Source organism: Rahnella victoriana, from assembly GCF_021276285.1.
Lineage (GTDB): Bacteria > Pseudomonadota > Gammaproteobacteria > Enterobacterales > Enterobacteriaceae > Rahnella > Rahnella victoriana.
Window position 1 is genome coordinate 1,942,396 of the sequence record NZ_CP089919.1, and the last position, 13,684, is coordinate 1,956,079.

Sequence of the window (13,684 nt, forward strand, 5' to 3'; positions counted from 1 at the left end):
ACCATGCCGCAGACTTTAACGATTGGCGCTGTACTCACAGCGGAAGAACTGGCCGAAAGGCTGGCAGAAACGGCGACGCAGGCGCTGATCGACGAAGCGCGGCTTAGCCCGAAACCGGGGCTGGTAGACAGCCGGAGTGCCGGAGCCCATCAGGATTTAAGTTTGGATCTGATGGTGCGTTCGGCGCGCAGCCTGACCTCCACCTTCTATTTGCTGGCCTTACACAGCTGGCAGCGCCCGGCGGATATCGCCCTGCGTCAGGAAGTGGGGCGTTTAGGCCGCGCGGGAGAAGCGCAGATGATGGCGGAAACCGGCGGAGTGAATACTCACCGGGGCGCTATCTGGGCGATGGGGTTGCTGGTCAGCGCCGTCGCCATGCAGCCGGAAAAATTACTGCCGATGCATATTGCGCAGCGCGCCGCGAAAATTGCGGCGTTGCCCGACGCTTTCAGCCCGAAAAAATTCAGTAAAGGTTCGCACGCCGTGCAGCGCTATCAGGTGCCGGGTGCACGCGAAGAGGCACAAAGCGGTTTCCCGCACATTATCGGTGGTGCGCTGCCACAGCTTCATCACAGCCGGGCACGTGGCGCGAGCGAAAGCGAAGCGCAGGTCGATGCCTTACTGGCGGTGATGACCACACTGGCCGATACCTGCGTGTTATCGCGCGGCGGGTTGCCGGCGCTGGAGGCCATGCATCAGGGCGCGCAGGCCGTGCTCGAAGCCGGCGGAATGAGAACCATGGCGGGCAAACAACTGTTACGCCATCTCGAATACCGCATGCTGGCCGATAACGTATCGCCCGGAGGCGCTGCCGATTTACTGGCCGCGACGCTGTTCCTTGACCGCGTCAGCGTGGCCTGAACCGGACACGAATTAACTAACATCAGGACAAAGAGGTGTTATGGAACGTTTTGAATTTTCTTACCCGGCGGCCAAACCGCTGGCAGATCACGCCCAGGCGGGTGTGGTAGGTTCCGGCGATTTAGAAGCGCTGTATGAACCACAAACAACCCGTGCGCTGAACATTACCGTGACCACGTCCGTCGACGGCAGTCACAGCCTGTGGCAGCACTTTTTCGACCGTCTGAACGCGCTGCGTGAATTACCGGCCGGGCGTCTCGACATTAACGATTTTGGCGCCACACCCGGGGTTGCCCGTCTGCGTATCGAACAGGTCTTTGAGGAGGCTGAACATGCCAACTGATACTTCCGTTCAGGATCAGAGCTTTATTGAACTGAATGCGCGCCAGCGCGCCCGCAAATTGCTGGACGCAGGGACTTTCCGCGAACTGCTCGGGCCGTTCGAACGCATCCAGTCACCGTGGCTGGAACCGCAAGGCATCGTGCCGCAGGCCGATGACGGCATGGTGGTGGCGAAAGGCCAGATTAACGGCCAGCCCGCTGTTGTTGTGGCGATCGAAGGCAGCTTCCAGGGCGGCAGCATGGGCGAAGTGTCCGGCGCCAAAATGGCCGCTGCGCTGGAAATGGCCGCAGAAGACAACCGCAACGGTATCCCGACGCAGGCCGTTCTGCTGCTGGAAACCGGTGGCGTGCGTTTGCAGGAAGCCAATCTGGGCCTTGCCGCGATCGCTGACATTCACGCCGCGATTGTGGATTTACGCCGCTATACACCGGTGATCGGCGTGGTTGCCGGTACTGTCGGTTGCTTTGGCGGGATGTCGATCGCCGCCGCACTGTGCAGCTATCTGATTGTCACCCGTGAAGCGCGTCTGGGGCTGAACGGTCCACAGGTGATCGAACAGGAAGCCGGTATCGATGAATACGATTCCCGCGACCGTCCGTTTATCTGGAGCATGACCGGTGGCGAAGTGCGTTATCACAGCGGTTTTGTCGATGCGCTGGTGAAAGATTCCCTCGCTGAAGTGAAAGACAGCATGCTGGCCTTCATCAAAAAAGGCGTTCCGGCGACCCATCGTTCGGATAACTATGAGTATTACCTGCCAAAACTGACCGGTTTTGACACCGCGCAGCAGGCCAGCCGTGAAGTCACGGAAGCCTTGTTTAACCGGGAGGATCGCGCATGAGCAACGTAAATAACAACGCAGTCAGCCGGGGTGATTACTGGTTCGCTGAACTGACCAAAGACGCCACACCGGTTGCCGGTCTTTGCCCTTCCGTGAAAGCGGCGGACGGCAAAATGAATGACCAGCCTGTGCGTTTCATCGCCGTGGTGCCGGACAAAAATAACCAGTATCCGCGTGCAGCGGGCGGTGAAGTCGGTCTGCTCGAAGGCTGGAATCTGGCGAAAGTCGTCAACGACGTCATTGATGCCGACGCTGATGCCAGCACCAAACGCGCCATCGTGGCAGTGATTGACGTGCCAAGTCAGGCATACGGTCGTCGCGAAGAAGCATTCGGTATCCATCAGGCGCTGGCCGGTGCCGCAGGCGCTTACGCCAAAGCGCGTCTGGCCGGGCATCCGGTGGTCGGGCTGATTGTCGGCAAAGCGATGTCCGGTGCGTTTCTGGCGCACGGGTATCAGGCCAACAAACTGATCGCCTTCAAAAACAACGGCGTGATGATCCACGCGATGGGGAAAGAATCCGCCGCACGTATCACCTTACGTTCTGTGGACGCGCTGGAAAAACTGGCTGCCACCATTCCTCCGATGGCTTATGACATCGAAAACTACGCCACGCTTGGGCTGCTGTCGCAATTACTCGACATCGCTGACCCGGACAAGGCAACACCCGATGACATCAGCAGCGTAGAAAACGCTGTCTGGCAAAACATCCAGGACGCACGCAAAGAAGGCGTTAGCCTCAGCAACCGTCTGGGTGCGGAAAACCGCGCAAGTTCGCAGCGCGTTCGCCAGCAGATGCGTCAGGAATGGTAATTCGTTAACACTTTCAGTCTCAACCGGTAACGCACCTGCAAACAGCGTGACGCAGCCGCATTGCGGGTTCCCGCCCTGACATACCGTCCGGGCGAGGGCCTGCTGTTGTCTGCAACTGGACTGTCATACTAAAAAAACCATCGCACCGGCGCCGACTGAGCATTCATTTTTTGCCTCAGGAAAAACGCTATGACTTACGTAATATTGCACGCGCTTGCCCCTATTTTCGTCATCATGATCCTCGGTTTTTATGCCGGGAAAGCGAAAATGGTGGATAACCAGAATGTCTCTTTACTGAATATTTTCGTGATGGATTTTGCTTTACCCGCTGCGCTGTTTGCAGCAACCGTACAAACCCCGTGGGCGGGCATTGTGGAACAGTCGCCGCTGATTCTGGTGCTGGTTCTGGCGATGTGGATCACCTACGCGGCGATTTACTTTATTTGCACTAAAGTCTTCAAAAAGTCTCCGCAGGATGCGGCTGTGCTGACGCTGACCGTGGCACTGCCAAACTATGCGGCACTGGGCTTGCCTATTCTGAGCAGCGTAATGGGCGATGCGCCGTCAACGTCACTGTCCGTCGCGGTGTCTATCGCCTGCGGTTCCGTGCTGATGACGCCGTTCTGCCTGCTGATCCTGGAGCGTGAAAAAGCGCGTCTCAGTGGCGAAAATCAGGGGTCTTCTCTGGCACTGCTGCCGGTGCTGATGTGGCGTTCAGTGAAAAAACCGATCGTCTGGGCACCGTTGCTGGGCGTGATCCTGTCAGCGATTGGCATTAAAATGCCGGAAATTTTCCTGGCATCGATCAAGCCGCTGGGTCTGTCAGCGACCGCGTCTGCGCTGTTCCTGACTGGTGTGATCCTGTCAGCCCGTAAACTGAAAATTAACGGTCCGGTGTTGTTGTCTTGTGTGGCGAAAAACCTGATCCAGCCGTTTATCGCCTGGGGTCTGGTGCTGGCCTTTGGCCTGAGTGGTCAGGTGGCGGTGACCGCTATCCTGATGATTGCACTGTCTGCCGGTTTCTTCGGTATCGTGTTCGGTAACCGTTTTGGTGTGCAGTCTCCCGATGCCGAAGCGTCACTGCTGATCAGTTCCGTGTTGTGCATCGTGACCTTGCCGCTGTTTATCTCACTGACCGCTGCATTGCATTGATTTAAAAGGATTGAATATGTGTGACCCGCGTGCCCATGATTTTGTCTGGATCCGTGACCGCTCCGCGCTGCAAAGCGACGATGAATTACCCGCGTGGGTGAACACCGGCTGGCGCAGTTCGCTGCCGCTGGTGGTGCGTCGTGACCAGCGGGCTGACGGCGCAGTTCCGGTGGGCATTCGCGGCATGACCCGCATTCAGCGTGCCGCCGCCTGGGTCAGCCCGGCGGCGGTGGTGCGGGTCGTCACACCGGAATCACTGGTCAGCGACGTGAATGCGCTTTTGCACTCTCCGTTTGTGTCACAGCAACCGGTGCAGGCGCTGATTACGTTATGCAGTCTGCAACTGCCTTTCCCGTGGGGCGTGACGGGCAGTTGCGCCTACGCGCTGGCCAGTGACCTGCCGGTCATGCACGCCGACAGCGATCTCGATTTACTGGTGCGCTGCGACGCACCGGCGGATCCTTCTCAGTTTTCTGATTTTTACGACCAGCTTCAGCGGCTTCCCTGCCGCGCCGACGTTCAGATCACGACGCCGCAGGGGGGATTTGCCCTCAGCGAATGGCTGCGCGGCGGTGACATCATGCTGAAAACGGCGTCCGGCCCGGTGCTGGTGCGTGACCCGTGGCAATCGCCTGCAGGCTGATGCCTGCAAAAAGAAGCAAGGAGCACGATGAAAATCTTATTTACCTTCCCCGGACAAGGGCCGCAGGTGCCGCAGATGCTGCATCGCCTGCCGGATAATCCGCTTACGCATTCCCTCATCGGACAGGCCAGTCGCGCCCTCGGCGAAGACGTTCTGCTGCTCGATACCGCCGATGCCTTACGATCCACCCGCGCGGTACAACTGTGTTTGCTGATTGCCGGTGTGGTCTGGGCGAAACAATGTCAGGCCGCAGGGATTGAGGCAGATTTTTGCAGCGGGCTGTCCATTGGCGCGTTTCCTGCCGCAGTGATTGCCGGTGCCCTCGACTTTGATGATGCCGTGCGTCTGGTTGCCCTGCGCGGTGAACTGATGCAACAGGCGTATCCGCAGGGCTTTGGCCTGTCGGCGATCACCGGACTGCGTCAGATGCAGGTTGAAGCGCTGGTGGCGCAGGTCAACAGCGCCACATCGCCGGTGTATCTGGCGAATATTAACGCCGAAGACCAGCTGGTGATTGCGGGCAGCGACGCCGCGATGGCGCAGGTGATGCAACTTGCGAAAGGGCTGGGGGCGCAGAAAACGCATCAGCTGGCGGTCAGCGTGCCGTCACATTGCGCCCTGCTCGATGAGCCTGCGGCAAAACTGGTGGAGGCGTTTAAACAGATCCCCATTTCCCGTCCGGCCTGCGGCTATCTCAGCGGAACAACGGGGCGTGTTTACTGGCAGCCTGAGAAAATCGCCGACGATCTGGCGATGAACATGGCGCGCACCGTCAACTGGCGGGACGCGATGGTGGCGGCCTACCAGCGCGATGTCCGGCTGGCGATTGAAATGCCCCCTGGCGCGGTGCTGACCGGCCTGACCCGCCGTGCGATGGAGCAGGGCGAAGCGTTGTCTTTATGCCAGTCCGGCATGCAGGTTGCGGCACGTCTCGCAACACGGTTACGGGAAAACGAACGTTGATTAAAGGCATGATAGGTTGGTGATGAAGGAACAATGCGCAATCATTTTTGTTTGATTCTTGCGCAGCGTGCTATTGTCCAACCACTCTGATTGAAGGGATATCATGCCAGTTTTAATTCGCGGGGATTCGCAAATGATCGTGCTTGAAAGATCGTACAGTCCGGCCACTCTGTCCAGACGGTTTGAAATCATTGATGAAATACGTTTCAACAACATTGATATGTTGGTCATCTATGATGAAAAAATCCCCTTTATCGCCATTGCTGAAGCGCAAACCCGAACCGATAACCGGGGTGAAAACCGACACCACGTGGTGGCAACGCTGGAACTTGCCCGCAGGGAAAAGAGCGATGAACTGCTCGAAGTGCGTCAGTTCTGGGAAGACGATAAAGCGTTTCAGGTTGAAGGCATTGTGGTGAATCCCGGTATGCGGGATTACCGTTTAGCGACGTTGTTGTATGAGACGCTGGTTGTGAAAAAGCATCTCACATTGATGAGCGATAATGACCAGTACACTGGCGGGCGTGCCCTGTGGAAACGTCTGGCGCAGGATTCTGCAGGCTTACTGGTTTTCGTACTTGATACAGAGAAAGGGCAGTTTTACCCTTATGATGGATCAAAAATGCGTTATGATGGTGTCAGCATTCCGGAATCTGCCATCTGGAGTCACCATCCTGATAAAACGCACTGGCCGGTGGTGTTGATTGCGCAAAACAGCGAGCATCTGTCAGCGCTTTCTGCTCGCTAGCGCATACATCCGGCTTTCAGCGGCGAGGGCGAGCAGGTTCGGATCGTGCTCGCGGCTGTGCGGGAAGACCAGCGAGATGGTCTGGCGCATCTGGTAGGCTTCCGCCAGGGGCAGTAACTTTACCGTATTTTCATACACGCCTTTCATCCTGCCGGGGATCAGCGTGTAACCGACACCCGCCTGTACCAGACTCAGCATTGAGAAAATATCGTTCACCCGCGTCACGATATCCGGCTCGAAACCGGCCACCTGAAAGGCTTCCTGAAAGCCGTGATAGGTGGCGAATCCTTCGGCCAGCGACACGAACTTCTTCTGTTTGAAATCACGTAAATCTGCGGTGCCTTCTGACGCCAGCTCTGCACTGGCCGGTGCGGCAAGAAAAATATCATCCTGAAACAGCGGCAGTTGATCGTAACGCTGGGCATCGACGGTCGAATCGCTGGTCGAAATCAGGATGGCATCCAGCTGACCGTCTTCCAGCTTGTGCAGCAAATCATTATTCGACCCCATCACCAGTTCCAGTTCAAGCTCCGGACGGCGCAGTTTCAGTCCCATGATCAGGCGCGGAATGGTTTCCAGTGTCAGCGAATATAAGGTGCCGACTTTCAGGCGCTTATCACCAAACCCGGCGGCGCGCTGGGTCGCCAGAATGCCGTGTTCCATTTGCTCAATCACCTGCGTGGCATGCTCCAGCAACGCTTCGGCGGCGGGCAACGGCAGCAGGTTACGGCCACGATGGATAAACAGCGGACAACGCAAACCTTCTTCCAGCGAATGCAGGGCGCGATGCACGCTGACGCTGCTCAGACCGAGTTGCTCGGCTGCGCGGGTGATATTTTGCTTTTCCATGTAAGCGAGAAAAATTTCGAGTTTACGGAAGGTAATTTCACTGTCGATCATGCAGGCTCCTGCGGCGCGTAAACGAGGAGTGATGATAGCCGCGACGCGGCTATCATGAAAGGCGTGGGTTCAGTGTTGCGTCAGCTGATAGCTGACCGTGAGGCACTTTTTACCGTCGGCGCAGCTTTTACAGCTGCCGCTCAGACAGCTGTCATCGGCGTCGATCACTTCGGCTTTGCGCATGGCGACCAGCCGTTCAAGCATCGCCTGCACCAGCGGTTGTGGCGCGTTAAGCTGCTGGCTGAGCTGGCGGGCATCGGCCCGTCCGGCCAGTGCAAGACTGTCGCGCACCTGAATCAGACTGGTCATCGCATCTCCTAATGGCAGTCGCTGCCGGTGGCGGGTTCACAACAGGCCGCCACATTACGCGGTTGCAGGTGAACACTAACCCGGCTGCGGGCTTTGCGCAGGGCAGTCAGGATGATGGCATTGAAAATCAGCACGCAAAGGATAATGCCCGCGCTGTGAGCCGGATGGCTGCTGAACGTCGCCGCCTGATAGAACAGCGTGGCCAGCGAGTACGCCACATTCAGCCCCCAGAAGATGGAGAATGTCATCCAGCTGCGGCTGGTTTCACGGGCAATCGCCCCCATCACCGAGACGCAAGGCACGTAAAGCAGCACGAAAATCAGGTAGCTGTAAGCAGAAACCGCCGAGCCAAATTTGGTGCTCATCACGCCCATGGAGCTGACGCCCATTTCGCCGTCACCTTTGCTGGCTTCGATCGGGTTCGACAGCACGCTGAGGCTGAAGGTGTCTTTCAGGCCCTGCCAGGTTTCATTTACCGCGCCACCCAGTTCATCGAACAGGTTGAAACTGGCGGCATCGAACGCTTCATTATGGATATGTTCGGCGGTGTACAGGGTGTTCAGCGTACCGACCACCACTTCTTTCGCCATCGCACCGGTCACCAGACCGACGGTCGCCTGCCAGTTGTCAGAATGGACGCCCATCGGCGACAGCACTGGTGTCAGCACTTTACTGACCGACGCCAGCGCCGAGTCATTGATGTTATCCACGGCCTTGCCGCTGAACGAGAAGCTGTTCAGTGCACCGATGAAAATACTGGCGACAACGATCACCTTACCGGCACGCAGCACGAAGCCTTTCAGGCGTTGCCAGGTTTGCAGCAGCAGGCTTTTCAGGTGCGGAACGTGATAAACCGGCAGTTCCATCACAAACGGAGAGGCTTCGCCGCGCATGATGGTGTATTTCAGCAGCAGGCCGGTCAGGATGGCGACCACGATACCCAGCAGATACAGCGAGAACACCACGGACGCGCCTTTCTGCCCGAAGAAGGCCGCGGAGAATACCGCGAAAATCGCCAGCCGTGCGCCGCAGGACATAAACGGCGCCATCATTACGGTGATCAGACGTTCGCGCGGCGCATCCAGCGTACGGGCACCCATAATGGACGGCACGTTACAGCCGAAGCCGACGATCAGCGGCACGAAGGATTTACCCGGCAGACCGAGGGACTGCATCAGGCGGTCCATCACGAACGCGGCGCGCGCCATATAACCGGAGTCTTCAAGGAAGGACAGGAACAGATACATCATGCCGATTTGTGGCACCAGCGGCAGGACAGTGTTGATCCCGCCGCCAATGCCCTGCGCCAGGAAAATGGTCAGCCACTGCGGGAAGTGCAGGGTAAAACCAATCCACTGCATCCCCTGAATGAAAATCGCGGCTGAGCCGATATCGAAAATCGGTTGCAGTGCACCGCCGATATTGATCGCCAGCACGAACATCAGATACATCACCAACAGGAAGATCGGCACGCCGAGGAAACGGTTGAGGATCACGCGGTCCAGCGCCTGCGTCAGTTTGTTCGGTGCGGTGAGGTGCGAGTTACTGACGTCTGCGCAAAGCGCCGCAATGCTCTGATAACGCGCGTCGGCAATCAGCAGCGCCGGGTCTTCCAGCTTCTGCTCAGTCAGCCGGGCTTTCACCTCGGGCAGAAGTGCCTGCGCTTTGCCCGCATGCGTCTGGCTGTAAATATCCCCTTCCAGAATTTGCAGCGCCAGCCAGCGGCGCTGTTGCAGCGTCATGTCTTGCGGCATGTCAGCGGCCAGCACATCCACTTCCTGTTGCAGCACCGGGTGATATTTCACCCGTTCCAGCGCGGCCACTTGCGGCAACGGGTCGATGGCGGCTTTCAGCTCTTTGATGCCGCTGGCGCGGGTAGAAATCAGCGGCACGACAGGGCAACCCAGCCGCGCTGACAGCGCCGGGATATCAATATGGATGTTCTGGATTTTGGCGATATCGAGCATGTTCAGCGCCACGATACAGGGCACGCCCAGCTCGAGCAGTTGCAGAGTCAGGTACAGATTGCGCTCAAGGTTTGAGGCATCCACCACGTTGATCATCAGATCTGCGTCGCCGCTCAGAATGTAATGGCAGGCAATTTGCTCATCGAGCGAGGTTTGCTCGGAAATGGTGGTCAGGGAATAGGTGCCCGGTAAATCCACCAGCGTAATCTGATGCTCTGCGGTAGCGAACTGGCCTTCTTTGCGCTCGACCGTGACACCGGCCCAGTTACCTACACGCTGGCGGGAACCTGTTAACTGATTGAAGAGTGTGGTCTTGCCTGAATTGGGATTACCAATCAGGCCGATCGTTAATGGTTTCATACGATAAAGTCTACGTGTCAGAAAGGGTAAACAGGCAAGCCAAAGGGCTGCCCCAAAAAATGAACTGCCAAAGGCCTGATGTGAGGATCAGGCCAGCATCTCGAGCTGGAGGAGATCGAGGTCTTTTCTGCGGACGACGAGACTGGTGCGGCGGGTTTCGATTTGTACCGGATCGCCCATCGGCGCAACGCGGATGATGTTAAAAAAGGACCCCGGTAGCATCCCGAGTGACAGCAGTTTCTGACGGTAGGCCGGGCTGATTTCGTGTGAAAAGCCGGTAATTTTATAAGCACGTTTTGATTGAAGTTGCATAGTTCCTCGCGAGGCGATCAGGCATTAAGGGTGACGGCGCCTGGATATTGTGCGCCGTGCGTCCCTGCCCGGTGATGTCGCTGGCTGGCGATATATGTGGCTAAAATTATTGCTCAGAAATTGTCCCTGGTGCGAAATTGCTGGCCTGTGGCTGGCGGCGTAGTGAATACGCAAAGAAGTACAAACGAAAATAGTTATCATAATTAGTACGCGTAGTGAGACAAAAGAGAAGAGGCGAACCTCTTCGCGGGTATCTCCACCGCGACGCTATCCTATGCCTGCCAAAGCCCCGATTTATTGATTTACCTCAGTGATTGATTCATTAGGATAGAGTTTAAAAAGTGTCGAAAAAAGATACATAAAAAAAGCCGCTGATTTTCAGCGGCTTTCATAACGCGGAGGGAAAAACAAAAATTAGCGTTTTTTACCGAGGGCAGCCGCCAGCGCATCCGCCATGGCATTATTGCCTGCTGGCGCGGCATTGCGGCCCGCAGGTTTGTTCGGCGAATGGCGTTTCTGGTTGTCGCGGGCATCTGACGCTGGCGCGGAAGAACGGCGGGCAGGCGCTTCGCCCGGCTGCTCATCCAGTCGCATGGTCAGCGCGATACGTTTGCGTTGCAGATCGACTTCCATCACTTTGACTTTGACGATATCGCCGGCTTTCACCACGGTATGCGGATCTTCCACGAACTTGTTCGCCAGTGACGAGATGTGAACCAGACCGTCCTGATGCACGCCGATATCCACAAACGCGCCGAAGTTAGTGACGTTGGTGACCGAGCCTTCAAGGATCATGCCCGGCATCAGGTCATTCATGGTTTCGACACCTTCGGCAAAGGTCGCGGTTTTGAACTCAGGACGCGGATCGTGCCCCGGTTTTTCCAACTCTTTGATGATGTCGGTGACTGTCGGCACGCCGAACTGTTCGTCCGTGAATTCACTGGCTTTCAGGCCGCGCAGCACATTCGAATCGCCCATCAGTTCTTTCAGCGCCAGCTGCGTCGCAGCCAGAATGCGTTCGACCACCGGATAGGTTTCCGGGTGAACCGTGGAGGCGTCGAGCGGGTTGTCGCCGTGGTTGATACGCAGGAAGCCCGCGCATTGTTCAAAGGCTTTCGGCCCCAGACGGCTGACTTTCAGCAACTGTTCGCGATTGCGGAACTGGCCGTTTTCGTCACGCCAGTTAACGATATTCTGCGCCATCATGCGGGTCAGACCGGCCACGCGGGTCAGCAGCGGAACAGACGCGGTATTCAGATCCACGCCGACGGCGTTTACGCAGTCTTCCACCACGGTATCGAGTTTTTTCGCCAGCTGAGACTGACTGACATCGTGCTGATACTGGCCGACACCGATAGATTTCGGGTCGATTTTCACCAGCTCGGCCAGCGGATCCTGCAAGCGACGCGCAATGGAAACGGCACCACGAATGGACACATCCAGATCCGGGAATTCCAGCGCCGCCAGTTCGGACGCGGAATACACCGACGCACCGGCTTCACTGACAATCACTTTCTGCGCTTTTACCGCCGGGAACTGTTTTTGCAGTTCGAGGAAGAAACGCTCGGTTTCGCGGGACGCCGTACCGTTTCCGATCGCCACCAGTTCGACGTTATGTTTGATGCACAGTGCAGCAACCTGTTGCGCGGCTTTCGCGGCCTGACCGGTATGGGGATAAACAGTATCGATATCCACCAGTTTGCCGGTGTTATCCACAACGGCGACTTTAACACCGGTACGTAAACCCGGATCGAGGCCCATGGTGGCGCGCATACCGGCCGGTGCGGCCATCAGCAGATCATGCATGTTGCGGGCAAAGACGTTAATCGCTTCATCTTCGGCGCGTTCGCGCACGGTGCCCATCAGCTCGGTTTCGAGGTGCAGCAATACTTTGATGCGCCACGTCCAGTTAACCACCGCACGACGCCAGACGTCGGCAGGCGCATTGTTCAGACGCAGACCCAGATGATCAATGATCAGCTGTTCGGCATAACTCTCTTTCGGCGGCTCATCGTGCTGCGGATCGGCATTCAGCGCCAGCTGCAATACGCCTTCGTTGCGGCCACGGAACATCGCCAGCGCACGGTGCGATGGCACCTGAGAAATCGGTTCGTGGTGATCGAAATAGTCGCGGAATTTCGCGCCTTCCTGCTCTTTGCCTTCCACCATGCGGGAAGTGAGATGGGCATTTTTCCACAGATAATCACGGACTTTCGCCAGCAGCGATGCATCTTCGGCAAAGCGTTCCATCAGAATGTAGCGCGCGCCATCCAGCGCCGCTTTGGTATCGGCCACGCCTTTACCGGCATCAACGAATGTGGCAGCGGTCGCTTCCGGCTCGTTTTGCGGATCGTTCCACAGCAGTTCGGCCAGCGGTTCCAGACCGGCTTCGATGGCGATCTGACCACGGGTGCGGCGCTTCGGTTTAAACGGCAGATACAGGTCTTCCAGCTCGGTTTTGCTCAGCGTGGTGTTGATGGCTTTCGCCAGATCGTCGCTGAGTTTGCCCTGTTCTTCGATGGATTTGAGGATGGTCTGGCGGCGGTCTTCCAGCTCCCGCAGATAACCCAGACGGGTGTCCAACTGACGCAGCTGGGTATCATCCAACCCACCGGTGACTTCCTTACGATACCGCGCAATAAAGGGCACGGTATTACCTTCATCCAGCAGACGCACCACGGAAGCAACCTGCTCCGGGCGAACCTGCAATTCACTTGCGATAATGCGGCTCAGTTGATCATTCATAGGTCTGTTATCTGTTTAATTGGCTGTAAAAAGCAGGGGCACAGTTATACGGTTTGAAGACCAAAAATGCCAGTCATCAGGCCGAGCACCCGCGTGTTTTGAGAGTTAGCTGATCATTTAACGTATTCAATGTCATTGACGTACCAGGTCGCGTCGCCGACCGGCGTGGTGACAATCAGGCTGTCGCCGACTTCTTTTTTCAGCAGCGCGCGTGCCATCGGCGAGTCGATAGAAATGTAATCCTTGCGGCCAAAGATTTCATCGTAACCGACAATGCGGAAACGCTTGATGTCGCCGTCGTCGTTTTCCACTTCGACCCACGCCCCGAAGAACACTTTACCGTCCTGTTGCGGCGAGTAATCGACGATGCGCAATTGCTCCAGACATTTCGTCAGGTAACGCACGCGGCGGTCGATTTCACGCAGCCGCTTTTTGTTGTACTGGTAGTCGGCATTTTCGCTGCGGTCGCCCAGACTGGCGGCCCAGGTGACCTTTTTGGTCACTTCCGGACGCTCTTCACGCCACAGGAAATCCAGTTCAGTTTTGAGCTTGTCGTAGCCTTCCCGGGTAATCAGTTTTGTTTTCATGTCACCTGCCGCTTTCCTCAAAATCCTTTTACTATTGTTTCACACAATCGTGCCGCTGACAGCGCAGAAATCAGCCGGACATGCCGTGTTACTGCTACGCTTTATCTGTTGGCTTTTTAGTCAAATAATCTTTATCCTGCG

The 13,684-nt window shown here is 56.8% G+C and carries 14 protein-coding genes; 8 read left to right on the forward strand and 6 right to left on the reverse strand.

The features are described from left to right. Positions 1 to 3 precede the first annotated feature (3 nt). The 8 genes from J9880_RS08915 to J9880_RS08950 all read left to right on the forward strand — a co-directional run bounded on the left by J9880_RS08915 (position 4) and on the right by J9880_RS08950 (position 6,363). Positions 4 to 861 carry a triphosphoribosyl-dephospho-CoA synthase gene (locus J9880_RS08915; protein WP_131693649.1) on the forward strand — a complete coding sequence of 286 codons (858 nt, stop codon included), beginning with the start codon at positions 4 to 6 and terminating at the stop codon, positions 859 to 861. 40 nt (positions 862 to 901) lie between these two features. Then, positions 902 to 1,204 carry a malonate decarboxylase subunit delta gene (locus J9880_RS08920; protein ID WP_095923834.1) on the forward strand — a complete coding sequence of 101 codons (303 nt, stop codon included), beginning with the start codon at positions 902 to 904 and terminating at the stop codon, positions 1,202 to 1,204. Next, positions 1,194 to 2,045: a biotin-independent malonate decarboxylase subunit beta gene (locus J9880_RS08925; RefSeq protein ID WP_095923833.1), complete on the forward strand. Its 852-nt coding sequence runs from the start codon at positions 1,194 to 1,196 to the stop codon at positions 2,043 to 2,045. Before J9880_RS08920 ends, J9880_RS08925 begins: the two co-directional genes overlap by 11 nt. Further along, the gene (gene mdcE, locus J9880_RS08930) at positions 2,042 to 2,857 is read left to right on the forward strand and encodes a biotin-independent malonate decarboxylase subunit gamma (RefSeq protein WP_095923832.1); all 816 of its coding nucleotides are present in this window, start codon (positions 2,042 to 2,044) and stop codon (positions 2,855 to 2,857) included. Before J9880_RS08925 ends, mdcE begins: the two co-directional genes overlap by 4 nt. 189 nt (positions 2,858 to 3,046) lie before the next feature. After that, complete coding sequence (locus tag J9880_RS08935; protein ID WP_095923831.1) at positions 3,047 to 4,009, forward strand: AEC family transporter; 963 nt, start codon at positions 3,047 to 3,049, stop codon at positions 4,007 to 4,009. A 16-nt stretch (positions 4,010 to 4,025) separates the two neighbouring features. After that, positions 4,026 to 4,652 (forward strand): malonate decarboxylase holo-ACP synthase, encoded by a 627-nt coding sequence (locus tag J9880_RS08940; protein WP_095923830.1) that lies wholly within the window; start codon positions 4,026 to 4,028, stop codon positions 4,650 to 4,652. 27 nt (positions 4,653 to 4,679) lie between these two features. Further along, entirely contained in the window at positions 4,680 to 5,615 is a 936-nt protein-coding gene (mdcH, locus tag J9880_RS08945; RefSeq protein ID WP_232770342.1) for a malonate decarboxylase subunit epsilon, read from the forward strand. A 103-nt stretch (positions 5,616 to 5,718) separates the two neighbouring features. Further along, positions 5,719 to 6,363: a hypothetical protein gene (locus J9880_RS08950; RefSeq protein WP_047607976.1), complete on the forward strand. Its 645-nt coding sequence runs from the start codon at positions 5,719 to 5,721 to the stop codon at positions 6,361 to 6,363. On the opposite strand, the gene J9880_RS08955 is transcribed toward J9880_RS08950, so the two are convergent. The 6 genes from J9880_RS08955 to greB form a co-directional block, all read right to left on the reverse strand. Continuing rightward, on the reverse strand, positions 6,343 to 7,263 hold the full coding sequence (locus J9880_RS08955; protein ID WP_095923826.1) for a LysR family transcriptional regulator: 921 nt from the start codon (positions 7,261 to 7,263) through the stop codon (positions 6,343 to 6,345). The genes J9880_RS08950 and J9880_RS08955 overlap by 21 nt on opposite strands. Before the next feature lie 69 nt (positions 7,264 to 7,332). Further along, positions 7,333 to 7,572, reverse strand: a complete 240-nt coding sequence (locus J9880_RS08960; RefSeq protein WP_095923825.1) for a FeoC-like transcriptional regulator — start codon at positions 7,570 to 7,572, stop codon at positions 7,333 to 7,335. Between the two features lie 8 nt (positions 7,573 to 7,580). Continuing rightward, the gene (gene feoB / locus J9880_RS08965; protein WP_131693647.1) at positions 7,581 to 9,899 is read right to left on the reverse strand and encodes a Fe(2+) transporter permease subunit FeoB; all 2,319 of its coding nucleotides are present in this window, start codon (positions 9,897 to 9,899) and stop codon (positions 7,581 to 7,583) included. 87 nt (positions 9,900 to 9,986) lie between these two features. Then, positions 9,987 to 10,211 carry a ferrous iron transporter A gene (feoA, locus tag J9880_RS08970; protein ID WP_014333518.1) on the reverse strand — a complete coding sequence of 75 codons (225 nt, stop codon included), beginning with the start codon at positions 10,209 to 10,211 and terminating at the stop codon, positions 9,987 to 9,989. A gap of 414 nt (positions 10,212 to 10,625) precedes the next feature. Further along, positions 10,626 to 12,956 (reverse strand): Tex family protein, encoded by a 2,331-nt coding sequence (locus J9880_RS08975; protein ID WP_232770343.1) that lies wholly within the window; start codon positions 12,954 to 12,956, stop codon positions 10,626 to 10,628. A 113-nt stretch (positions 12,957 to 13,069) separates the two neighbouring features. Further along, positions 13,070 to 13,543, reverse strand: a complete 474-nt coding sequence (gene greB / locus J9880_RS08980; protein WP_095923822.1) for a transcription elongation factor GreB — start codon at positions 13,541 to 13,543, stop codon at positions 13,070 to 13,072. Positions 13,544 to 13,684 lie beyond the last annotated feature (141 nt).

What these genes read in the sequence shown, in the direction of transcription:
- J9880_RS08915 (WP_131693649.1), top strand. Translation starts at nt 4, where the DNA reads ATGCCGCAGACTTTAACGATTGGCGCTGTACTCACAGCGGAAGAACTG.
- J9880_RS08920 (WP_095923834.1), top strand. Translation starts at nt 902, where the DNA reads ATGGAACGTTTTGAATTTTCTTACCCGGCGGCCAAACCGCTGGCAGAT.
- J9880_RS08925 (WP_095923833.1), top strand. Translation starts at nt 1,194, where the DNA reads ATGCCAACTGATACTTCCGTTCAGGATCAGAGCTTTATTGAACTGAAT.
- mdcE (WP_095923832.1), top strand. Translation starts at nt 2,042, where the DNA reads ATGAGCAACGTAAATAACAACGCAGTCAGCCGGGGTGATTACTGGTTC.
- J9880_RS08935 (WP_095923831.1), top strand. Translation starts at nt 3,047, where the DNA reads ATGACTTACGTAATATTGCACGCGCTTGCCCCTATTTTCGTCATCATG.
- J9880_RS08940 (WP_095923830.1), top strand. Translation starts at nt 4,026, where the DNA reads ATGTGTGACCCGCGTGCCCATGATTTTGTCTGGATCCGTGACCGCTCC.
- mdcH (WP_232770342.1), top strand. Translation starts at nt 4,680, where the DNA reads ATGAAAATCTTATTTACCTTCCCCGGACAAGGGCCGCAGGTGCCGCAG.
- J9880_RS08950 (WP_047607976.1), top strand. Translation starts at nt 5,719, where the DNA reads ATGCCAGTTTTAATTCGCGGGGATTCGCAAATGATCGTGCTTGAAAGA.
- J9880_RS08955 (WP_095923826.1), bottom strand. Translation starts at nt 7,263, where the DNA reads ATGATCGACAGTGAAATTACCTTCCGTAAACTCGAAATTTTTCTCGCT.
- J9880_RS08960 (WP_095923825.1), bottom strand. Translation starts at nt 7,572, where the DNA reads ATGACCAGTCTGATTCAGGTGCGCGACAGTCTTGCACTGGCCGGACGG.
- feoB (WP_131693647.1), bottom strand. Translation starts at nt 9,899, where the DNA reads ATGAAACCATTAACGATCGGCCTGATTGGTAATCCCAATTCAGGCAAG.
- feoA (WP_014333518.1), bottom strand. Translation starts at nt 10,211, where the DNA reads ATGCAACTTCAATCAAAACGTGCTTATAAAATTACCGGCTTTTCACAC.
- J9880_RS08975 (WP_232770343.1), bottom strand. Translation starts at nt 12,956, where the DNA reads ATGAATGATCAACTGAGCCGCATTATCGCAAGTGAATTGCAGGTTCGC.
- greB (WP_095923822.1), bottom strand. Translation starts at nt 13,543, where the DNA reads ATGAAAACAAAACTGATTACCCGGGAAGGCTACGACAAGCTCAAAACT.